Genomic DNA, 22,301 nt, shown 5'->3' with positions numbered 1-22,301 from the left:
CACGATCGTAAGCATTGCATTAACCTTGTTTTGACGATTGCCGCTGCAAAGTCCGGCTTGGCTAGGTGGTTTGCCAAGGGCGAGGGTTCGGACAGATGCCAGCATCCCGATTGATTATTCTGAGCGTGGCGGTGGCCGCGGCGGGCGGTGCTGGCTATGTCGCAAAAAACATGGTCGCTCCGCCGCCTCAGATCGTCGTCGATTCTGGCCCCCAGGCTCCGGCGGTATCCCTGCAGGATGTGCTCGTGCTTTCGGGTGATGTCGCGATGGGCAACGCGCTCCAGAACAGCATCGCCTGGCAATCCTGGCCCGCTGACGGCATCAACGCGAATTTCATCACCAAGGCCACCGCTCCCGATGCCCTGGAGAAGCTGAAAGGGTCGATTGCCCGTGTGCCGATGTATGCGGGCGAGCCCGTGCGGCGCTCCAAGCTGATCGGCGAGGGGCAAAGCTTCATGTCGTCCATCCTGCCTTCCGGCATGCGGGCCGTCGCCACGACCATATCGGCCGACACCTCGGCCGGCGGCTTCATTCTTCCAAACGATTTCGTCGACGTCATCATGACCCGCAGGGCCGATGCCAACACCGGGGCCGGCTTCAGCACCGAGACCATCCTGAAGAATATCCGCGTTCTGGCAATCGATCAGACCATCCAGGAAGACGAGGAAGGCAAGAAGACCAGGGTAGGCCAGACCGCCACGCTGGAGCTGACACCCAAACAGGCGGAGATCATCACCGTTGCCCAGCAGATGGCGGATCGCCTGACGCTGGCGCTGCGGGCGATCACGGACACCCAGGAAAAGAATGTGGACGAGGCCGACTATCTCGTTTCCGGCAATGGTCGCAGGGGAACGGTGAGGCTGATCAAGTCGGGCGAAGTCTCCGAGGTAGGGGCAAGGAAATGAGGCTAAGCGCTAAACTGCCGGCAATCGCAGCCATGGCATTCGGCCTGCTGCTGGTCGGAGCGAATGTGCAGGGCGTCGAGGCGAAGAGCACGCAGGTGTCGGCCACGACAGCCACCCAGCGCGTCAAGCTGGGCCTCAACAAGTCGGTGGTCATAGACCTGCCGAGCGATGCCTATGACATTCTTGTCGCCAATCCCTCTGTTGCCGACGCCGTGACCCGTACCGCAAGGCGTATCTATCTCTTTGGCAAGTCGGTCGGCGAAACCAACATCTTCGTCTTTGGACCGAACGGCGAACAGATCGCCAGCCTGGATCTTGCCATCGAACGCGACGTCGCCGGCCTGGAAGACTATATCAAGCGCTTCCTTCCGACATCGACCGTGAAGGTGGAACTGCTGAACGACAACGTCATCCTGACCGGCACCGTCGACACGCCGCTGGACGCCAAACGAGCGGTCGACTTGGCGACGATCTTCGTCTCGGGCGGTGAGGCGACGACGGGCCAGTATTCGCAGACCGCCGCCGGCGGCTCGGCCCAGAGCGGTGTCGACATCAACAACCCGGACCAGGAGCGCCGTGTCTCCAAGATCGTCAATCTCTTGCAGATCATCGGTGACGACCAGGTCACGCTGAAGGTGACCGTCGCCGAAGTCAGTCGCTCCGTGATGAAGCAACTCGGTGTCAACATGCTCAGCAGCGGTAGCTCGAACGGCATCAGCTACGGGGCCTTGAGTTCGCCCAATTACGGACTTGGCAAGCCACTTTCGCAGAATTCATACTTCAGGCTCGGCGACGGCCTCGGCAATGGAATTCAGGCCTACGTCAACGCGATGGAGCAAAGCGGCGTCATGAAGACGCTTGCCGAACCGACCCTCACGGCGGTTTCTGGCGAGAAGGCGACGTTCAAGGTCGGTGGGGAATTCAATCTCATCACCGGACGCACCAACAATGTTTCGAGCGACAACCAGACCGGCCAAGTTACGTACACCAATGACAAGCTCGAATATGGCATTGGGCTTGAGTTCCAGCCCGTAGTGCTGTCGGCCGGGCGCATCAGCCTGAAGGTCAGGACCTCCGTATCGGAGCCGACCGCGGAAGGTGCCACTACGCTCGAAGGGGCAGGCGCCTTGCCTGGAATGACCATACTGTCGATCCGCAAACGCCTGGCAGACACCACCGTTGAGCTACCCTCCGGCGGCTCCATGATGATCGCCGGCCTGGTGCGCGACGATGTCCGTCAGGCAGTCTCCGGTCTGCCAGGTCTCGCCAAGATTCCCGTGCTCGGCACACTCTTCCGCAGCAAGGACTTCGTCCGCAACGAAAGCGAGCTCGTCATCATCATCACGCCCTACCTGGCGCGGCCAGTGGCACGCAATGATCTCGCCAAGCCGGACGACAATTTCAACCCTCCGAGCGATGGCGCCGGGATGTTCCTTGGGCGTGTCAATCGCGTCTACGGCACCATGCAGACCGACAGGCCCAACGGTCGCTATCACGGCGTCGTCGGCTTTATCTACAAGTGAACGGGAAAGCGGACATGTCTCAGTCAGCATTGAAGGCAAGGATCTCTGCGATGCGCTCCGGCCGTTCTTGGATAAGCCTGCGGGTCCTTCCGATCCTCGCGGCAGCGTTGACGGCTCTCCTGGCCGGTTGCGCCCACCGCGACAGCGTTACCGTCGGCGCCATCCCCGACGACTATCGCACCAATCATCCGATCGTCATCGCGGAGAAGAACCAGAAGATCGATCTTCCCGTCGGCGCCGGCGACCGTGGTATGACCGGCTCGCAGCGCGACACGCTTCTAGGGTTCCTCGACGGCTACGACAAGTCTGCCGCTTCGACATTGACGATCCAGGTTCCAAGCGGATCGGCCAACGAAGTCGCCGCGACGGCGGCTGGCCGCGATTTCGCCCGGCTCGCGGTCGCCGCCGGTATCAAGCGCGACCGGATCGTCGTGGTCTCCTATCAGGCTGGATCGAGCGAGGCCTCAGCCCCGGTTCGCGTTTCCTACATCGCGGTGAGGGCACAGACCGACAAATGCGGGCGTTGGCCCGATGACCTGGTGGAAACGTCGGAAAACAAGCACTACGCCGATTTCGGCTGCTCCTATCAGAACAATCTTGCCGCTCAGATGGCCAATCCAAATGATCTTCTCGGGCCGCGCAAGCAGACCACCATCGATGCGGAACGGCGTGGTCAGGTCATAGATGACTATCGGAAAGTTCCGTTGGCAGTGCCTCCGGTCAGCCAAGAAGTCGATTACTGATGACTGCAAAGTCTAGGGGCAACCAACCATGAGCAGCCTTGCCTATGACGCCACCGTCGAGGGCGCCGATATCTCGCCGCAGGACGTCGCCGCGATGCAGGCGTTGCGGCCGGTTCCGCGCATTTCGATCCAGGCATTCTGCGAGACCGAGGGCGTTGCCAATCCGGTCCAGCGCGCCGGCGAGGACCGTCGCATGACCAAGGCGCATCTCAAGGTCCATATGGGCGGCGTCGCCACCGCAATCGAATTCTACCAGTCGGCGCCGACGCCCAACCTGATCCTGCTGGAATCGCGCAGCGAACCCAAGCAATTGCTGGAGCAGCTCGCCCAGCTTTCGGAATACTGCGATCCATCCTCGAAAGTGGTGGTGATCGGTCACTACAATGATGTCGGTCTTTATCGCGAACTCATCCGTTCCGGCATCTCCGAATATGTAATCGCGCCGGTGTCGATGGCCGACATCGTCAGCGTCGTGTCGTCGATCTTCGTCGATCCGGATGCCGAACCGCTCGGCCGCACGGTCGCCTTCGTCGGCGCCAAGGGCGGTGTCGGCTCTTCCACGATCGCGCACAACGTCGCCTGGGCAATGTCCTCGCTGTTCAAATCCGAGGTCGTTGTCGCCGACCTCGATCTCGCCTTCGGCACCGCCAACATCAATTTCGACCAGGATCCGGCCCAGGGCATTGCCGAGGCGGTGTTCTCGCCCGAGCGCATAGACGAAGTCTATCTCGACCGGCTGTTGACCCAATGCGCCGAGCACCTGTCGCTGCTTGCGGCGCCCTCGACGCTGGAACGCGTCTACGACTTCGATCCCGATGCCTTCGCGCAACTTGTCGATACCGCGCAGCGCAGCGTGCCGCTGCTTGTGCTCGATGTTCCTCATGTCTGGACGGGATGGGCCAAGAACACGCTGGTCAAGGCTGACGAGATCGTCATCACGGCGACTCCGGAACTGGCCAATCTGCGCAACACCAAGAACCTGGTCGATATGTTGAAGCGGCTTCGTCCAAACGACCCGCCGCCGAAATTGATCATCAACCAGGCCGGCGTGCCCAAGCGGCCCGAGATCTCGGCATCCGATTTCGCCGAACCGCTCGGCCTGACACCAATGTCGGTCATCGGCTTTGATCCCCTGCTGTTCGGCAATGCCGCAAACAACGGGCGCATGCTGGGCGAGATGGATGCCAAGAACCCGGTTGTGGCCACGATCAACGAGATTGCCCATGTGCTGACGGGCCGCAGCGAAATCCGGGCGAAGAAGAAAGCTGGCCTGGGCAGTCTGCTCGGCAAGCTCTCGCGCAACAAGAAGTGACGCAATGGGGTCGGTAGTCGGTCATGTTCGGTAAAAGAGGCAACGACGACGCCAACCGGTTCACGCCGGAATTCCGCCAGCCGGCATCGGCACCGGCTACGATTGCGCCGGCCGCCGCGGGTCCGGCCGACACCGCGGTGCTTGCCCGGCCCGCGGCCACGCCTCAGCCGAGCGCACCTGTCGCGCCGCCGGCCAGGCGCGCGGTCGAAGCGCCACCCATGGCGCCGGAACCGAGGAGGGGCCGCGAAAAGAGCGAAACCTACTATGACACCAAGAGCCAGGTGTTCTCGGCTCTCATCGATACGATCGACCTGTCGCAGCTCGCCAAGCTCGACCCCGAAAGCGCGCGCGAGGAAATCCGCGACATCGTCAACGACATCATCGCGATCAAGAACTTCGCGATGTCGATCGCCGAGCAGGAAGAACTGCTCGAGGACATCTGCAATGACGTGCTTGGCTATGGGCCGCTCGAGCCGTTGCTGGCGCGCGACGACATCGCCGACATCATGGTCAACGGGTCCAAGAACGTCTACATCGAAGTGAACGGTAAGGTCGAGCAGACCGGCATTCGGTTTCGCGATAACCAGCAGCTTCTCAACATCTGCCAGCGCATCGTCAGCCAGGTCGGCCGCCGCGTCGACGAATCCAGCCCGATCTGCGACGCTCGTCTTCCCGACGGGTCGCGCGTCAACGTCATTGCGCCGCCGCTGGCTATCGATGGCACCGCGCTCACCATCCGCAAATTCAAGAAGGACAAGCTGACGCTCGATCAGCTGGTCAAGTTCGGCGCCATCTCTCCGCAAGGGGCAGAAGTTCTCAAGATCATCGGCCGTGTCCGCTGCAACATCGTCATCTCGGGCGGCACCGGCTCCGGCAAGACGACATTGCTCAACTGCCTGACCAACTACATCGACCGCGACGAGCGCGTCATCACCTGTGAGGACTCGGCCGAACTGCAGCTGCAGCAGCCGCATGTCGTGCGCCTGGAAACGCGTCCACCCAATCTCGAGGGCGAGGGCGAGGTGACGATGCGCGACCTGGTCAAGAATTGCCTGCGCATGCGGCCTGAACGCATCATCGTCGGCGAAGTGCGCGGACCCGAGGTCTTCGACCTTCTTCAGGCGATGAACACGGGCCATGACGGCTCGATGGGCACGATCCACTCCAACAGCCCGCGCGAATGCCTGAACCGTATCGAATCCATGATCGCCATGGGCGGCTATTCGCTGCCGCAGAAAACCGTGCGCGAAATCGTCGTCGGCTCCATCGACGTCATCATCCAGGCGGCACGCCTGCGCGATGGATCGCGCCGCATCACCCATATCACCGAAGTGATCGGGATGGAGGGCGACGTCGTCATCACCCAGGATATCGTCCTCTACAACATCAAGGGCGAGGACGCCAACGGCAGGCTGCTGGGAGAACACGTCTCGACCGGCATCGGCCGCCCGCATTTCTGGGAACGCGCGCGTTACTACGGCGAAGAGCAGCGCCTCGCAATAGCGCTCGAGGCCATGGAGAAACGTGCTGACTGACGCACCCACAGGCGTGAAGGTTCTGGTCGATGTTTGGAATTGACGGCACCGTACTGGCGTTTGTCGTACTCGCCGGCTTCAGCGCCGGCGCGGTCGCCTATGCATTTCTGTTCAAGCAGATCAGCAATGAGAAACAGGCCGGCAAGCGGCTGGAAACGATCAAGGCGGCCGAGACGGACCGTTCCGTCGTCAAGGCCACCCGCGACCGGGCGGCGGACGCCGCCAAGCGCCGCAAATCGGTGCAGGATTCACTGAAGGACCTCGACGAAAAGCAGAAATCCAAGGACACCGCCGTCAAGAAGCCGCCGCTGAAAGCGCAGCTTCGCCAGGCTGGGATGAAGGTGCCGATCGAACGTTTCTATATCTATTCGGCCATCTGCGGCCTCGCGCTGACGGTGGTCGCGTTCGTGGCCGGTGCGCCGATGATTGTCTTGCCCGGTGTGCTGCTCGCCGGAGCGCTTGGCCTGCCGCGTTGGTTCGTTTCTTTTCGTCGTAGCCGCCGCGTCAAGTCATTCCTCAACGAATTTCCAAACGCGCTCGACGTCATCGTGCGGGCGGTCAAGTCCGGCCTGCCGCTGAACGATGCCATACGCCTCATCGCCAACGAATCCCCTGAACCGGTCAAGACCGAGTTTCGCCGCATCGTCGATTCGCAGCAGATGGGCCTGTCGATCCCCGACGCCACCTTGCGCATGCCCGAAACCATGCCATGCACCGAGGCGAGCTTCTTCGGCATCGTCATCCAGATCCAGTCGCAAGCCGGTGGCAATCTCTCCGAAGCGCTAGGCAATCTTTCGCGCGTCTTGCGCGACCGCAAGAAGATGAAGGCCAAGGTCGCGGCCCTGTCGATGGAGGCGAAAGCATCCGCCGCCATCATCGGCGCCTTGCCTTTCATCGTTGCCTTTCTCGTCTATCTCTCCAGTCCCAACTACCTGATGCCGCTGTTCACGACCAGCGTCGGCCATCTGATCCTCGGTGTTTCCGGCATCTGGATGTCGATCGGCATCTTCGTGATGCGCAAGATGATGAATTTTGAAGTCTAGGGCCGTGGCATGACCGAACAAGTCATCAAATCACTGACGGATCCCAGCCTCCTGATTGCGATGCTGGTCGCTGTCGCCGTGTTCGCAACCGTTTTTACGCTGCTGCCGGCGCTTGGCGGAAACCAGCTCAAGGCGCGCATGAAGTCGGTCGCGCTGGAGCGTGACGAGCTTCGCGCCAAGCAGCGCGCGCGGCTTGCGAACGAGGCCGATCGCCGCCGCAAGGGCCTGCGCGAGCAGCAGTCGGTCGGTATGCGCAACATTGTCGACCGGCTCGATCTGCGCCGTGCGTTGGCCGACGAGTCCACCTTGCAAAAGCTGAAGGTCGCCGGCTTTCGCGGGCAAAATCCGCTAACGCGATTTCTGTTCTTCCGTCTGGTGCTTCCTTTTGTCGGTTTCGCGCTGGGTCTGTTCTATATTTTCGTGCTGGGAGGGTTGCCCGACAAGCCATTGGTGATCCGGCTTTTCGTCTGCATCCTCGTTGCCTATGGCGGCTTCTATGCGCCGGTCCTCTACGTCAACAACCGCGCGACCAAGCGCAAGCAGTCGATCCAGCTGGCATGGCCGGATGCGCTCGACCTGATGCTGATCTGCGTGGAATCCGGCATGTCGGTGGAAGCCGGCCTGCGCAAGGTCGCCGACGAGATCGGCGCTCAATCGGTGGCCCTGGCGGAAGAATTCATCCTGACCAACGCCGAGCTCTCATACCTGCAGGAACGTAAGCAGGCTTACGAGAATCTTGCGAGCCGTACCGGCTTGGAATCGGTCAGGTCCGTGTCACAGGCGCTCGTCCAGGCCGAGCGCTACGGCACGCCAGTGGCGCTCGCACTGCGTGTGCTTGCCGCAGAAAGCCGCGACATGCGCATGAACGCAGCCGAGAAGAAGGCCGCCGCGCTGCCGCCCAAGCTCACCGTGCCGATGATCCTGTTCTTCCTGCCGGTGCTGTTCGCCATCATCCTGGGTCCTGCCGGCATCCAGGTCAGCCAGCGCGGCATCTTCGGCCAGTCGCAAAGCAACGGCACCCAGTAGGCGCATCCGCACAATCCAAGCGAAAGAGCCGCGCGGAAAATGCCACGCGGCTCTTTCGTTTGGCGCGATCGGGCGCCCCGCGCGACGATCAGTTGTTGGCGGTTTTCGCCGTTTTCGCCTTGTCCTGATCCTTGAGCTGGCTCCAGGCGTTCTGCTGGGCCAGCATCTGCCGGAGATAGGCGACGTTGGCCTGTGCCTGTTCGGGGGAAAGTTCTTGCGAGGCGATCTTCTCGGCTTCGTCGAAGCGACCTTGCAGCCCGACAACGAGCGCCAGGTTCTGACGCACCCGGCTGTCGGCATTCGGCTGCTGGGCGGCAGAGCGCATATAGGTCTCGGCGGTGCGCAGATCCCCTTCCAGCACATAGGACATGCCGAGATTGGAAAGGATCGATGGCTCGTTCGGCTTGAGTTCAAGCGCCTTGCGGTAGAGTTGGCGCGCTTCGTCCTTCTGGCCGACCTGATCGAGGATGGCCGCCTCCGCCGACACCAGCCTCCAGTCGGGGTATTCCGGCGTTTGTGCGCGGCGCACGGCGTCGAGCGCTGCCTCGAGCTGGCCATTGGCGGCCAATGCCTTGCCATAGGCGGCGAGAACTTCGCGGTCCTTGGGGTAGGCGATCGCCAGCTTGCGCATCACGGCAAGCGACTGGTCGGCATCGCCGTCCATCTGCAGCGCCGCCGCGAAGTTGGTCGCTATCCGCTTGTCGTTGGGGTTCCTCGCGTAGGATTGGCCAAGTGCGGCCGTGGCGTTGTGCAATTCTCCCGCCGACATCGTTTCCAGCGGCTTGCCGCTGGTGCGTCCGATCGAGCCTGTGGTGAGTTTGTCGGTCGCGCAACCGGCAACGCCCGCCGCGAGCGCTAGCATGAATGCCGTGGTAATGAGCCGTTTTCCCCGGATGTCTATCGTGCGGTTGGTCGGCATCGGCACCTGGGCCTCCATTCATGCGTGGCCATTGCGTGGCCATCTTCCCTCCAGCAGAAATATTCTGTTAACCCTAACGGAGGGTTAAGACGCGCCGACTCGCAAACTCGGCAGGAGAAACATCTGATGTCCGTTGAACTGGTCGAGAGCAAGCCGAAGAACCCGCTGCCAATCCATCTGGTCGCCAGGGACGGGCTGGAGGCAGCCGGTCTGTCGCCGTCTATTGTCGCATGGGCCAAGGCAAACGGCTTTTCCGGCGAGGCTGGCAGGACGCTGGTCCTGCCAGGCGAGAACGGAGCGCTTGGCGGCGCCATGTTCGGCCTCGGTGAGGGCGAGGGCGCGCTTGCCGTCGGTGCGCTGGCGAAAACCTTGCCGGAGGGCGATTGGCATTTTGCCTCCAGGCCTGCGGAGCCGGAACTGGCGGCTCTTGCAATCGTGCTCGGCGGTTATGTCTTTGCCCGCTACGGCAAGAAACCGGGCAAGGCGCTGCGCTTCGAGCTGCCGGCCGGCGTCGATGCGCAGCGCGTTCGCCGCGTCGTCGATGGTGTTTTCCTGACGCGCGACCTGGTCAACACACCGACCAACGATATGGGGCCGGACGATCTGGAGAAGGCGGTGCGGATCCTGGCTGGGGCTCACAAGGCCGAAGTCTCGGTCATCAAGGGCGACGACCTGCTCGCACAGAACTTCCCGATGATCCATGCCGTCGGCCGCGCTTCGTCCGATGCCCCGCGTCTGATCGACATGACCTGGGGGCGGCAGGGCGCGCCGAAGGTGACGCTGGTCGGCAAGGGCGTCTGCTTCGACACGGGCGGGCTCGACATCAAGCCGTCATCGGGCATGCTGTTGATGAAGAAGGACATGGGTGGCGCCGCCAATGTGCTGGGCCTGGCCTCGATGATCATGGCCGCCGGGCTCAATGTGCGGCTGCGCGTGCTGATCCCCGCGGTCGAGAATTCGATCGCCAGCAACGCTTTCCGCCCGGGCGACGTGCTGGCGAGCCGCAAGGGCATCACGGTCGAGATCGGCAACACGGACGCCGAAGGTAGGCTGGTGCTGGGGGACGCGCTGGCGCTGGCCGACGACGAGGAGCCGCAGCTTCTCATCGACATGGCGACGCTGACCGGCGCCGCCCGCGTCGCGCTTGGCCCCGACCTGCCGCCCTTCTACACCGATGACGAGGCGCTTGCCTCGGAGCTGGCGGCGGCGGCGCTGGCGGTCGAGGACCCGCTGTGGCGCATGCCGCTATGGCGGCCTTACGACGCGAAACTGTCGTCGAAGATAGCCGACATCAACAACGTCACATCAGATGGTTTCGCCGGTTCGATCACCGCGGCGCTGTTCCTCAGGCGCTTCGTCGAGAAGACGGCAAGCTGGGCGCATTTCGACATCTTCGCCTGGAACCCCGCCGATCGCCCCCACGGCCCCGCTGGTGGTGAAGCGCAAGGCATCCGGGCGCTGGAGCGGGTCATTTCGACACGCTTTGGCTGAAGGGACGGCCCGCAAGCAGAGCCGGCAAATTGCTGGAAACTGAAACGGAACCGAAACAATTTGCCGTCATGCTGGCGCGATGTCGATTGCGATGCGCCCGAGCCAGGCCCTGCGACTGTGGCAGCAAGTGATGCTGTCGCAGGTGCGCGAGGACGCGCCTGATCTCACCATGCGTCAGACGGCGATCCTGTTTACCATCTACCTCGATCCGCCGCCGCACACCGTGCGCGGGCTCGCCGCCCGCCTCAACGTCACCAAGCCGGTCATCACGCGCGCGCTCGACACGATGGGCGCGCTGAAACTGGTGTCGCGCCATCGCGACGAGCTCGACAAGCGCAACGTCCTGATCAAGCGCACCGTCGAAGGCGCGCTCTTTGTCGAGCGCTTCGGAGATGGTATCATCGCCAAGGCCCACGAACTGCCGATGTAACCGATTTCCATTTGACCGGATTTGACGATTTGACTGCCAGGGACGCCCGCCTCCACGCCTTCCGCTCCGATCTTGCCGATGCGCGGCTGAAGGGCGAGGTGACGGCCGACCGTTTCGTCGCCGGCCGGCCGGGGCGGATTGCCGCCTCGGTGGCCGATCTGCGCAAGGGGCCGCGGCCCGACGCCGGCATCAACACGCAGTTCCTCTTCGGCGACGATGTCCTCGTCTTCGAGCAAACCGAAGGCTGGGCCTGGGTCCAGGGCGAACGCGATGGTTATGTCGGCTATGTCGCCGCTGCCATGCTGGGCGGGCGCGACCATACGTCCACTCATATCGTTTCGGTGCCACGCACGTTTCTTTATCCCGGTCCGGACCTGCGCTTTCCGATTGCCGGGCAATTGTCCATGGGATCGACCGTAACGGTGACGGGCGCCGCCGAGACGCGCGGCACGCCCTATGCAGTGTTGTCTTCCGGCGAGGCGATCATCGCAGGCCATCTACGGCCAATCCGCGAAGCTGCTCCTGACTATGTTTCGGTGGCCGAGATGTTTCTCGGCACGCCCTATCTATGGGGCGGTGTTTCCGGCTTCGGCATCGATTGCTCCGGCCTGGTGCAACTGGCCATGCGCATGGCCGGCAAGGATGTGCTGCGCGATTCCGACATGCAGGCCGCCTCGATCGGCGAGCCGCTCGGGCCGGGCCCTGATTTTTCGGGGCTGCGACGTGGTGACCTGGTGTTCTGGAAAGGGCATGTCGCCATCATGACCGACGCCGAAACCATGATCCACGCCAACGGCCACACCATGCTTGTGTCGCGCGAAGGGCTGAAGGAAGCCATCGCCCGCATCGGCTATCTCTATGGCGGGCCTACAGGGTTCCGGCGCCCGTAAGGCTTTCTCGATCCCCTTTTGTTCCGAATCTGCTTGGCGATTGCCTGTCGCCGCGCTACCTCTGGCGCGTGACAGTTGAGCCCCGCCTCGCCGACCAGAATGCCGCAGTCGTCCTGCCCGAGCCATTCCTGAAATGGTTCGGCGAGAAAGGCTGGTCGCCACGCGCGCATCAGATAGAGCTCCTGGCGAAGGCCCAGGCCGGGCAATCGGTGCTGCTGATCGCGCCGACCGGCGCCGGCAAGACGCTGGCCGGCTTCCTGCCGTCGCTGACCGAACTGGCCGTCAGGCCAAGGCGAAAACCAGGCCAGGCGCGGCGCGGGATTCACACGCTGTACATCTCGCCGCTTAAGGCACTGGCCGTCGACATCGAGCGCAATCTCGCCAAGCCGGTCGAGGAGATCGGTCTGCCCGTCACCATCGAAACGCGCACCGGCGACACCCCCGCCCACAAGCGCCAGCGCCAGAAGCTTGCGCCGCCCGACATTCTGCTCACCACGCCGGAGCAACTGGCGCTGTTGATCGCGGCAGGCGACGCGAGACGCTTCTTCGAGGATCTGCGCTATGTCGTGCTCGACGAATTGCATTCGCTGGTGACGTCGAAACGCGGCCATCTTTTGGCGCTCGGCCTCGCGCGGTTGCGCAGCTTTGTCCCTGGCCTGCAGACGATCGGCCTGTCGGCGACGGTGGCCGAGCCGGACGAGTTGCGGCGCTGGCTTGTCAGCCAGAACCCACCGGGTGACATGGCGGAATTGATCACTGTGACGGGTGGTGCCAAGCCCGAAATCTCGATCCTCGATTCCGAGGAGCGCGTGCCGTGGGCAGGGCACTCGGCGCGCTACGCCACGCCGGAAATCTACCGCGAGATCAAGCGCCACAAGACGACCTTGCTGTTCGTCAACACACGCAGTCAGGCGGAGCTGCTGTTCCAGGAGTTGTGGCGCGTCAACGAGGACACGTTGCCGATCGCCCTGCATCATGGCTCGCTCGACGTCGCCCAGCGCCGGCGCGTCGAGAAGGCAATGGGCGAGAACGCGCTACGCGCCATCGTCGCCACATCGACGCTCGATCTCGGCATCGACTGGGGCGATGTCGATCTGGTCGTGCATGTCGGTGCTCCGAAGGGCGCCAGCCGGTTGGCACAGCGCATCGGCCGTGCCAACCACCGCATGGATGAGCCGTCCAAGGCGATTTTGATCCCCGCCAACCGTTTCGAGGTGCTGGAGTGCCGAGCCGCACTCGACGCCAATTATCTCGGCGCGCAGGATACGCCGCCACTGGTCAATGGCGGGCTCGACGTGCTGGCCCAGCATGTGCTCGGCTGCGCCTGCGGCGCACCGTTCCGCGCCGATGACCTGTACGAGGAGGTACGAACGGCGGCACCCTATGCCGGCCTCGATCGGCCGACCTTCGACCGTGTCATCGATTTCGTAGCCACCGGTGGCTATGCACTGAAGAACTATGAGCGCTATGCCCGCATCCGCCTTAACAAGGACGGGCTGTGGCGCGTCTCCAATCTGCGCGTCGCCCAGCAATACAGGCTCAATGTCGGCACCATCATCGAGGTGCCCGCCCTCAACGTGCGTTACGTCAAGGCCGGCAGCAAAGGGGCGGCGTCGCACGGTGGCCGCGTGCTCGGCAAGATCGAGGAGGCCTTCCTCGAAACGTTGACGCATGGCGATACTTTCATGTTCGCCGGCAAGGTGCTGCGTTTCGAGGGCATCCGCGAGAATGAGTGTTTCGTGTCGAACGCGCCCGGCAGCGACGCCAAGGTGCCATATTATGGCGGCGGCAAGTTCCCGCTCTCGACCTACCTCGCAGAGCAGGTCCGCATCATGCTGGACGATCCGCAGCGCTGGAAGAAGCTGCCGGAGCAGGTGGCCGACTGGCTGCGGTTCCAGTCGGACAAATCCATGCTGCCCAAGCGCGACGATCTGCTGATCGAGACCTTTCCGCGTGGCAATCGCCATTATCTGGTCGCCTATCCCTTTGAGGGCAGGCTGGCGCACCAGACGCTTGGCATGTTGCTCACCCGTCGCCTAGACAGGGCGGGCGTCAGGCCGCTCGGCTTTGTCGCCACTGATTATGCCTTGGCCATATGGTCGCTGGGCGACATGGGCGCGATGTTCAAAGCCAGGAAACCTTCACTGAGCGCGCTGTTCGACCAGGACATGCTGGGCGACGATCTCGAAGCCTGGCTGGCCGACAGCTGGCTTCTCAAGCGCACTTTCCGCAATTGCGCGCTGATCTCGGGCCTGATCGAAAAACGTCACCCCGGCCAGGAGAAGAGCGGCCGGCAGGTCACCGTGTCGACCGACCTGATCTACGATGTGCTGCGCAGCCATGAGCCGGACCACATCCTGCTTCAGGCGACGCGTGCCGATGCGGCGACCGGCCTGCTCGATGTCAGCAGACTTGCGGACATGCTCTCGCGCATCCAGGGTCGAATCATGCATAAGGCGCTCGAACAGATATCGCCGCTTGCCGTGCCGATCATGCTCGAGATCGGCAAGATGCCGGTGAACGGCGAGGCCGATGAAACTCTGCTTATGGATGCGGCGACACTGGTCGAAGAGGCGATGGGCCCCGGGATGGTCGATGAATGAATTTTCGCTGGCGCGCGCATCGCTGATCGCCGAGGCCGATCTCGTCGGCATCGCGGACGAGCGCGCGGTCTGCGATCCGCGCGGCGTGCTGTATTTCCCCGATCTCAAGCTGCTGACAGTTTCGGACCTGCATCTGGAGAAGGGGTCGTCCCTGGCACGGCGCGGCACGCTCATCCCGCCCTATGATACTGGCGCGACCCTGCTCAGGCTGCAGGCGGTCATATCGGATTACCAGCCGTCGGTCGTCATCAGCCTGGGGGACTCCTTCCACGATGGCGGCGGCGCCGCGCGCATGCATTCGAGCTTTCGCGAACGGCTGGAAGCGCAGATGGCAGGCCGTGACTGGTTCTGGGTCGCCGGCAATCACGACCCCGAAGCACCGGCGGATCTGCCTGGCGAGACCGTGCGGGAACTGGCCATAGGCTCGCTGCTGTTCCGGCATGAGCCATCGAAGGTGAGGATCGAGGGGGAAATATCGGGTCATCTGCACCCCTGCGCCCGCATCGTGCAACAAGGCCGCTCGGTGCGCAGGCGCTGCTTTGCCGGCGATGGCGGCCGCATGATCATGCCGGCTTTCGGCGCCTATACCGGTTCGCTCAACGTGCTCGACCGCGCCTATGCCGGGCTGTTTCGCCTGGAGTCGCTGATGGCCTACATGCTCGGCACCGAGCGCATCTTCGCCATCTCGCACTCGATGCTGCGGCCAGGCTGAGATCTATCGCCCATAATAGAGCATGACCGTGTGCTTCGCTTCGGCGAAGAACAGCCAGCGTTCGACCAGCATGCCGGCAAACTGGGCGATCGCGGCCAGCGCCGATAGCGCCGCCGCGAGCGGCCACGGCAAGGCGAAGGCGGCAAGCAGCAACAGGATCGGCAAACCGAAGGCCAGCGCCTGCGTGATCCGGCGCAGCTTGGCGCTGTGCTTGCGCGCGATGCGAAAGCCCATTTCCTTGAGCAGGTAGTTTTCTTCCGTATGCGGCCACTCCAGCGACTGCACCATGCCACCGGTCAGCCCCGTCGCGGTGTTGGCACTGGTCGGGATTTCAAGCCGGTCGTTGTGGCGCCAGGTCGCGAGCTTCCAGCCCCACCCAAGCAAGGTGAGCAGCACGGAAGCTGCAAGGAGAATAGTCGAGCCGAGCGCAAGACCTTGCAGCAGGGCATTCACAAGCACGCAGCCGCTCATCGCCGAGTAGATGAGATAGCCGGGCAAGGTATAGGGGCTGTGCCACTGGGCGATCGGTTTCAGCGAGGCATAGATCATGCCGGTCATGCAGACCGTGGCTATGGCGCCAACGGCGGCCAGGACGCCGGCGGCCGCCACCCAGCCATCGAGGCGGCTAAGGAAGACCCAGCCTACGCCGAACACGCCTGCGGGAATGAAGGTGGCGACCGAGGCAACGCCTTCGCGCGACAGCCATGAGCTGCGCCATTGCGAGAACGCCCGCCAGGCCCGTTCGGCCCTGCCGAGATGACCGGTCGATGACAACAGGCCGGCGGCGATCAGGCCGAGCGCCAGCCCCATGCCGACGAAGCCCGGCCAGAAATCGGGCGCGACGAAGCCGAGCGGGCCGAGCACGCCCAGCAGCGCGAGCAGCCCATAGCCGGCACCCGTGGCGGTGGTGAAGAAGACGACCGAAAAAGCTGGATTCATGGATGGTCAGCTCGAAAGCATGCGGTCGACCCAGCCAAGGAAACCGCCCTCGGCCCGTAGCGGCTCCAGCGCGGGAGCGATCACCGATGCGGCGCGTTGCGTGTGAGGGCGCGGGGGCAGGTATTTGTTGGTCGGGCGATAGCCGAGTTCGGGCATCAGGTCGACACCGCCGCGGTCCGCCACCAGTTGCGAAACGGGGGATTGGGGATCGCCGAGGTCGCCGAAATGCCGGGCGCTGGTGGGGCAGGCGGCGACGCAGGCCGGCACGCGGTCCCCCTCGGCCAGGTTGTCGTTATAGATGCGGTCGACGCAGAGCGTGCATTTCTTCATCACCCCGACATCGCCATCGAATTCGCGCGCGCCGTAAGGGCAGGCCCAGCTGCACAATTTGCAGCCGATGCACTTGTCCTCGTCGATCAGCACGATGCCGTCCGACGCGCGCTTGTAGGAGGCGCCGGTCGGGCAGACGGTGACGCAGGCCGGCGTCTCGCAATGCAGGCAGGAACGCGGGAAGTTGACCGTGCGCCCACCCATCTCGGTGATGTGCTCGTAACTGTGCACGCGGTTGAACCAGACCCCGTCGACATGGCCGCCATAGGGGTCGATGTCGGTCAGCGGCGCCATGTGGCCGCCGGTGTTCCATTCCTTGCAAGCGGTGACGCAGGCCTGGCAGCCGACACAGGTGTCGAGGTCGATGACGAGGCCAAGCTTCTTGCCGCCTGGACTTGGAAGACAGGTCATTCGGTTGCCTCTCTTGCCTGCCGAAACCCGGCGCCGAAAGTGAGCTTGTCGGGCGAGGGTTCGAAATGCGGCGGCTGTTGAAAACGCTCGAATTGCGGTTCGGTGAAGCCGGCCTCCTCCGCCGCGCATTTGACGATGCGCACGCGCAGATCGAACCACGCCGCCTGTCCCGTGACCGGATCGGAATTCGAATAATGCTTGCCCTGCGCGTCGGCCAAGGTCTGGTCTCCGATGATGTGGTTGAGCAGGAAGCCGCGATTGCTTTCGGCGGCATCGTCCTTCAGCCCCCAGCTGCCGCGTCGCTTGCCGATCGCGTTCCAGGTCCACACCGTGCTTTCGTTCACGCCGTCGACCAGCTTGATCTGCCCTTTCACCTTGCCGTTGATGCTTTCGATCCAGACCCAGTCGTCGTCGCCAAGGCCGAGCCCGGCGGCGGTTCGCTGATGCACAAACAGCCGGTTTTGGCTGGTGATCTGCCTGAGCCACGCGTTTTGCGAACCCCAGGAATGGTACATGTGCATCGGCCGCTGCGTCAGCGCGTGCAGCGGGTATTCTTCCTGGTCGACGGACGCTTCCTCGAACGGCATGTACCAGAACGGCAGCGGGTCCATGTAGGTCTCGACGCGCCTGCGTTCGCTTTCGGGCGGCACCACCCGGCCATGACCACGCGCGGCCAGCCGAAAACGCTGCATCGGTTCGGAATAGAGCTGGAAGACGATCGGCTCGGCCTTTGGGATGAAGCCCAGTTGCACCGCGAAGTCGAGATAGGAGCGGTTGGCCATCTTGTAGTAGCGCTGGTCCTCGGTGAAATCGTGGTGCCAGAACCCGCCATTGTCGATGTAGCGTTGCAACTGGTTGGGATTGACGTCGCCCTTGCCGATCGAGTTTTCGTCCTTGCCGCGCCAGCCTGCGAGCGGGCCGATGCCGGGCGTGCGTTCATGATTGACGATGTAGTCGGCATAGTCGCGGTACTTCGGCGAGCCTTCGTCATCGACGAAGCCGGGCAGGCCAAGCCGCGCGCCGAGGTCGATCAGCACCGACTGGAAGGGCCTGACGTCGCGGTCGGGCTCGACGACCGGATGGCGAATGGCGTCGCCCGGCCCGTCGGCATGGCTGATCGGCCGGTCGAGCAGGCTGATGCAGTCATGACGCTCGAGATAGGTGGTGTCGGGCAGGACCAGGTCCGCGAAAGGCACGGTCTCGGAATAGTAGGCATCGGAATAGATGATGAAGGGGATCTTGTAATTGCCCGCTTCATCATGGTCGGTGAGCATGGCCATGGTCTCGACGGTGTTCATCGAGGAATTCCAGGCCATGTTCGACATGTACATCATCAGCGTGTCGATCGGGTATGGATCACCGGCCCAGGCGTTGCGGATGACTGTGTGCATCAGCCCATGCGCCGCAAGCGGCGATTCCCAGGAATAGGCCTTGTCGATGCGCAGCGGCGTACCCGCTTCATCGACCAGCAGATCGTCGGGTCCACAGACGAAACCGAGCGGCATGCCGTCGAGCGGCGTCATCGGCCTGACATCCTTGCCGCAGGGCTTCGGGCCGGGCGGCGCCGACCTGGGATAGGGCGGCTTGAAGCGGAAGCCGCCCGGCACGTCCACCGTGCCCAGCAGAACCTGCAGCAGGTGGATGGCGCGACAGGTGTGAAAGCCGTTGGAATGGGCCGAGATGCCGCGCATGGCATGCATCGAAACCGGCCGTCCCTTTATCGTCTGATGCCGGCGCCCGGCCCAATCGGTCCATGCCACCGGCAGTTCGATCGCCTGCTCGAAGGCGACATGGGCCAGTTCGGCGGCGATCCGGCGGATCGTTCCGGCCGAGATGCCGCAACGCTCCGCGACCGCATCGGGCGAATAGCTGACGTCCATGTAGCGGTCTGCGATCAGCCGGAACACGGGAAGGCACCTGCGCCCGTCGACCGTGACGCTGCCGGTCAGTGCCGGTTTGGTGTCGGCATCGGTGGCGTTCACCGGGCGCTTCGCCACTCTGTCCCATGCCAGCGGATTGCCGTCGCTGTCGCGCATGAACAGCCCGTCATCGGCCGCGCCCGGCTCCTGGATAACCAGGACATGCGCGTTGGTGTAGCGGAGCAGATAATCGAGATCGACGCGGCCGGCTTTCAAGAGTTCGTGGATCAGCGCGAACACGAACAGGCCGTCGGTGCCGGGCCGGATGCCGATCCAGTCGTCGGCGATCGCATTGTAGCCGGTCCGGCACGGATTGATCGATACCACCTTGGCGCCGCGCGCCTTGAGCTTGCCCAGTCCGATCTTGATCGGATTGGAATCATGGTCCTCGGCAACGCCGAACAGCATGAAGTATTTCGTGTTGTCCCAATCGGGCTCGCCGAACTCCCAGAACGAGCCGCCGATCGTGTAGAGCCCGCCCGCCGCCATGTTCACCGAACAGAAGCCGCCATGAGCGGCGAAGTTCGGCGTGCCGAACTGGCTCGCCCACCAGCCCGTCAAGGACTGCGACTGGTCGCGCCCGGTAAAGAAGGCGAGTTTCTTAGGATCGGTCCGGCGGATATTCGAGAGCCGCTCGGTAGCGATCGAGAAGGCCTCCTCCCACTCGATCTCGCGGAACTCACCCGAGCCGCGCGGCCCGGTGCGCAGCAATGGCTTCTTCAGCCTGGCCGGGCTGTAGTGCTGCATGATGCCGGAGCTGCCCTTGCCGCAGATCACGCCGCGATTGACCGGATGATCCTTGTTGCCGTTGATGTAGCGGACCTTGCCGTCCTTGATGTGCACGTCGATGCCGCAGCGGCAGGCGCACATGTAGCAGGTCGTCTTGGCGATGCTGTCGGAAACATCAGGCGAGGTGTCGACACCGTCGCCTTCATCGGGCGCCCGCGTGTCGGCAAGCGGGCGTTGCGAGGGGGCTGAATTGGCGCCGCGCGGCGGTCCTTGCATCATGATCCCGTGGTGCTCGCGCGGCCAGCGGATTTGGCCCGCGTCTTCGGCCCGGGGCCGCGCATATAATGTTCTTCGGGATGGTGGCGATCACCGGCCAGCCGTCGCCTTATACCGCGGCTCCAATGCGCAAGCAGGGATCTGAACCGCCCAATCATTTTGCTCTTTGCGACCTGCAGGCTAATTTTTTCTAACTTCTGACGAAAAAGTAGAATAAAGCTATCGATCCGTCTAATCAGTTGTTCTTGTAAATTCGATCGATATTGGTTCTTAATACAGGCATGACACTGGATCAGTTGCGCATTTTCGTCGCCGTCGCAGAGCGCGGCCACATGACCAAGGCGGCGGAGCTCCTGGGCATTTCCCAGTCGGCCGCGTCGGCGGCCATTCGCGCTCTGGAAGAGCAGCATGGTGTCCATCTGTTCAACCGCGTCGGCCGCAACATCGAGCTGGCTCAGACCGGCCATCGGTTCCTGCCGGAGGCCAAGGCCGTGCTGGAGCGGGCCGCCGCCGCGCGCGATGTCCTGGAACATGTTTCGCATACGGTCGCCGGCAGCCTCTCCATCGCCGCCAGCCTGACCATCGCCAGCTACTGGCTGCCGCGCCGGCTGGCCACTTTCCACGAGGCCTACCCGGCGGTCAGGCTTAGCGTCACTATCGGCAACACAAGTCAGGTCGAGGCCAGCGTGCTGGATGGAACCGCCGATCTCGGCCTGGTCGAAGGGCGCACCGAGTCCGACTTATTGCGCCGCGTCAAGGTCGATACCGACCGGTTGATGCTGGTCGTTGCCAGCTCCCATCCAGAGATCGCCGAAACCGCGCCGGGCCGCCCCGACATCACCGGCCTGCGCTGGATAATCCGCGAGGGCGGCTCCGGCACGCGTGAGGTGCTGGAGGATCTGGCGCGCCGCGAGGGCATTTCGCTTGCCGACCTCAGGATATTCCTGGTGTTGCCCAGCAACGAGGCGGTTCGCCAAGCTGTCGAGGCGGGTGCCGGCGCGACCATCATTTCGGAGCTGGTCGTCGGGCGCGCGGTCGCCGAGGGGAGCCTGAGAGCCGTGCCGATCGAATTGCCGAAGCGCGACTTCGCCATGATTACCCATCGCGACCGTCAGGCAAGCCTGGCCCAGATGGCGCTGAAGGCGCATCTGGCCGCGGAGGCGAACGGGACTACGTAGGGGTAGGTTCAGCCGAACTTCCGCTGCGCATCGAGCGCCAGGCCGAGTCCGACCGATCCGAACATATCGCCTTCTATGACGGAAGCCCGCGGCACCAGCGACAGGATTTCCCGCCTTGCCAGCGGGATCGCCGTCGATCCGCCGGTCAGGAACACCGCGGTGATGTCGGAGGGCTTGACCCCGGCGTCGCGGATGGTCTGCGCCACCGTTTCGGTAACCCGCTCAATGTCCCGAGCGATCGTGGCCTCCAGCCCGTCGCGCGTGATCCCGGCGGCGAACGCCGCGCCCGGCAGCTTCACCGCCACGTCCGCCGATGACATGTCGGTCAGCTCTATCTTGGCTTTCTCGACCAGCGCCGCCAGCGCGTGCCCGTAGCGGTGCTCGACGACATGGATGAAGCGGTCGACCAGGTCGGCGCGCGCGGCCTCGTAGCGGATCTGGCGCAGATGCGTCATCGCCTTGGCGGTGTAGACCAGATTGATGCGCTGCCATGTGGCGAGATCGATGAAGTAGCTGGCCGGCAGATTGCGCTTGCCGTCCTTGGTCGCGGAGAGGTAGCCGAGCTGTGGCATGACATGGGCGATGCTCAGCAGCCGGTCGAAATCAGTGCCGCCGATATGGATGCCGCGGCTGGCCAGGATGTCGTCCTTGCGATCGGTCGATCGCGCGCGCTCCGGCGAGACCCGCACGATGGAGAAGTCGGACGTGCCGCCGCCCATGTCGATGATCAGCGCCAGTTCCTCGCGTGTCACCTTCTGCTCGTAATCGAGCGCCGCCGCGATCGGCTCGAACTGGAAAGCGATATGCTTGAAGCCTTGGGCACGGGCAGCCTTCTCGAGTTCGCCTTGCGCCTCCGCGTCGGCTTGCGCGTCGTCATCGACGAACTGCACCGGGCGGCCGAGCACCACGCTCTCCACCACGCCGCCGGCGTCCTCTTCCAGCCGCGTCCTCAGATGACCGATGAACAGGCCGATAATGTCGATGAAGCCGATCTGGCGTGCCTTGATCCGCGTCTTCTCGTGGGCGAGCGAACTGCCGAGCACGCTCTTCAACGAGCGCATCAGGCGGCCTTCGATGCTGTCGGTATAGTCCCCGATAGCGCGGCGGCCAAAATAGGTATGGCCATCCTCGAAATTGAAGAATACGGCACTTGGCAAAGTGGGCTGCCCGCCCTCCAGCGGGACCAGCCCCGCCTTGCCGTTCCGGATGACGCCTACCGTGGAATTGGACGTGCCGAAGTCGATGCCGCCGAATGCCTGATGCATCGCAGCCTCCTGTCATTGTTTCGTGGCGGCAAAACAGCGGCGACGCGTCGCGCTGTCATCGGGATGGCCGGACCGCTCCTGGCGAACGGTATGTGCTTGTTTGCCCCTGGGTTGGGAGGCGG

At 63.5% G+C, this 22,301-nt stretch carries 18 protein-coding genes; 13 read left to right on the top strand and 5 right to left on the bottom strand.

Annotation, left to right across the window (positions count from 1 at the left end; translation table 11 throughout):
* Nucleotides 1-95: 95 nt before the first annotated feature.
* Genes cpaB through LB554_RS14540 form a run of 7 tightly spaced genes read left to right on the top strand, consistent with a single transcriptional unit; the run spans nt 96 to nt 8,087 of the window.
* Nucleotides 96-905 (top strand): Flp pilus assembly protein CpaB, encoded by an 810-nt coding sequence (gene cpaB / locus LB554_RS14570; protein ID WP_140614762.1) that lies wholly within the window; start codon nt 96-98, stop codon nt 903-905.
* Complete coding sequence (locus LB554_RS14565) at nt 902-2,428, top strand: type II and III secretion system protein family protein (protein ID WP_140660659.1); 1,527 nt, start codon at nt 902-904, stop codon at nt 2,426-2,428. Before cpaB ends, LB554_RS14565 begins: the two co-directional genes overlap by 4 nt.
* Nucleotides 2,429-2,442: 14 nt before the next feature.
* Nucleotides 2,443-3,171: a CpaD family pilus assembly protein gene (locus LB554_RS14560; protein WP_224585205.1), complete on the top strand. Its 729-nt coding sequence runs from the start codon at nt 2,443-2,445 to the stop codon at nt 3,169-3,171.
* Between the two features lie 28 nt (nt 3,172-3,199).
* Nucleotides 3,200-4,483 carry a CpaE family protein gene (locus tag LB554_RS14555; protein ID WP_015319330.1) on the top strand — a complete coding sequence of 428 codons (1,284 nt, stop codon included), beginning with the start codon at nt 3,200-3,202 and terminating at the stop codon, nt 4,481-4,483.
* 23 nt (nt 4,484-4,506) lie between these two features.
* Nucleotides 4,507-6,018, top strand: coding sequence for a CpaF family protein (locus LB554_RS14550; RefSeq protein WP_224585204.1), 1,512 nt, complete (start codon nt 4,507-4,509; stop codon nt 6,016-6,018).
* A 29-nt stretch (nt 6,019-6,047) separates the two neighbouring features.
* Nucleotides 6,048-7,061 carry a type II secretion system F family protein gene (locus LB554_RS14545; RefSeq protein ID WP_224585203.1) on the top strand — a complete coding sequence of 338 codons (1,014 nt, stop codon included), beginning with the start codon at nt 6,048-6,050 and terminating at the stop codon, nt 7,059-7,061.
* A gap of 9 nt (nt 7,062-7,070) precedes the next feature.
* The gene (locus tag LB554_RS14540) at nt 7,071-8,087 is read left to right on the top strand and encodes a type II secretion system F family protein (protein ID WP_015319327.1); all 1,017 of its coding nucleotides are present in this window, start codon (nt 7,071-7,073) and stop codon (nt 8,085-8,087) included.
* A gap of 88 nt (nt 8,088-8,175) precedes the next feature.
* Here LB554_RS14540 and LB554_RS14535 read toward each other — a convergent pair whose 3' ends face one another.
* Entirely contained in the window at nt 8,176-9,006 is an 831-nt protein-coding gene (locus LB554_RS14535; RefSeq protein ID WP_015319326.1) for a tetratricopeptide repeat protein, read from the bottom strand.
* A 126-nt stretch (nt 9,007-9,132) separates the two neighbouring features.
* Here LB554_RS14535 and LB554_RS14530 point away from each other — a divergent pair, with 126 nt between their 5' ends.
* From LB554_RS14530 to pdeM, 5 genes are all read left to right on the top strand, one after another.
* Nucleotides 9,133-10,497, top strand: coding sequence for a leucyl aminopeptidase family protein (locus tag LB554_RS14530; RefSeq protein WP_224585202.1), 1,365 nt, complete (start codon nt 9,133-9,135; stop codon nt 10,495-10,497).
* A gap of 79 nt (nt 10,498-10,576) precedes the next feature.
* Nucleotides 10,577-10,927 (top strand): MarR family winged helix-turn-helix transcriptional regulator, encoded by a 351-nt coding sequence (locus tag LB554_RS14525; protein WP_023773016.1) that lies wholly within the window; start codon nt 10,577-10,579, stop codon nt 10,925-10,927.
* Nucleotides 10,928-10,956: 29 nt separating this feature from the next.
* Nucleotides 10,957-11,817 (top strand): NlpC/P60 family protein, encoded by an 861-nt coding sequence (locus LB554_RS14520; RefSeq protein ID WP_224585201.1) that lies wholly within the window; start codon nt 10,957-10,959, stop codon nt 11,815-11,817.
* A gap of 68 nt (nt 11,818-11,885) precedes the next feature.
* Nucleotides 11,886-14,420, top strand: a complete 2,535-nt coding sequence (locus LB554_RS14515) for a ligase-associated DNA damage response DEXH box helicase (protein WP_224585200.1) — start codon at nt 11,886-11,888, stop codon at nt 14,418-14,420.
* A complete protein-coding gene (pdeM, locus tag LB554_RS14510; RefSeq protein WP_224585199.1) occupies nt 14,413-15,132 on the top strand; it encodes a ligase-associated DNA damage response endonuclease PdeM in 720 nt (239 codons plus the stop codon). Before LB554_RS14515 ends, pdeM begins: the two co-directional genes overlap by 8 nt.
* A 3-nt stretch (nt 15,133-15,135) precedes the next feature.
* On the opposite strand, the gene LB554_RS14505 is transcribed toward pdeM, so the two are convergent.
* Genes LB554_RS14505 through LB554_RS14495 form a run of 3 tightly spaced genes read right to left on the bottom strand, consistent with a single transcriptional unit; the run spans nt 15,136 to nt 19,739 of the window.
* Nucleotides 15,136-16,071 carry a dimethyl sulfoxide reductase anchor subunit family protein gene (locus LB554_RS14505; protein ID WP_224585198.1) on the bottom strand — a complete coding sequence of 312 codons (936 nt, stop codon included), beginning with the start codon at nt 16,069-16,071 and terminating at the stop codon, nt 15,136-15,138.
* A gap of 6 nt (nt 16,072-16,077) precedes the next feature.
* Nucleotides 16,078-16,812 carry a 4Fe-4S dicluster domain-containing protein gene (locus LB554_RS14500; RefSeq protein WP_224585197.1) on the bottom strand — a complete coding sequence of 245 codons (735 nt, stop codon included), beginning with the start codon at nt 16,810-16,812 and terminating at the stop codon, nt 16,078-16,080.
* Nucleotides 16,809-19,739 carry a molybdopterin oxidoreductase family protein gene (locus tag LB554_RS14495; protein WP_224585196.1) on the bottom strand — a complete coding sequence of 977 codons (2,931 nt, stop codon included), beginning with the start codon at nt 19,737-19,739 and terminating at the stop codon, nt 16,809-16,811. The genes LB554_RS14500 and LB554_RS14495 overlap by 4 nt, the downstream gene beginning before the upstream one ends.
* Before the next feature lie 278 nt (nt 19,740-20,017).
* On the opposite strand from LB554_RS14495, the gene LB554_RS14490 reads away from it, so the two are divergent.
* Nucleotides 20,018-20,914 carry a LysR family transcriptional regulator gene (locus LB554_RS14490; RefSeq protein ID WP_224585194.1) on the top strand — a complete coding sequence of 299 codons (897 nt, stop codon included), beginning with the start codon at nt 20,018-20,020 and terminating at the stop codon, nt 20,912-20,914.
* A gap of 8 nt (nt 20,915-20,922) precedes the next feature.
* Here LB554_RS14490 and LB554_RS14485 read toward each other — a convergent pair whose 3' ends face one another.
* The gene (locus LB554_RS14485; protein WP_224585193.1) at nt 20,923-22,179 is read right to left on the bottom strand and encodes an Hsp70 family protein; all 1,257 of its coding nucleotides are present in this window, start codon (nt 22,177-22,179) and stop codon (nt 20,923-20,925) included.
* Nucleotides 22,180-22,301 lie beyond the last annotated feature (122 nt).

The sequence above is a fragment of the Mesorhizobium sp. CO1-1-11 genome (genome assembly GCF_020164995.1).
In the GTDB taxonomy this organism is placed as follows: Bacteria; Pseudomonadota; Alphaproteobacteria; order Rhizobiales; family Rhizobiaceae; genus Mesorhizobium; species Mesorhizobium australicum.
This window is presented reverse-complemented; position numbering and strand designations above follow the sequence as displayed.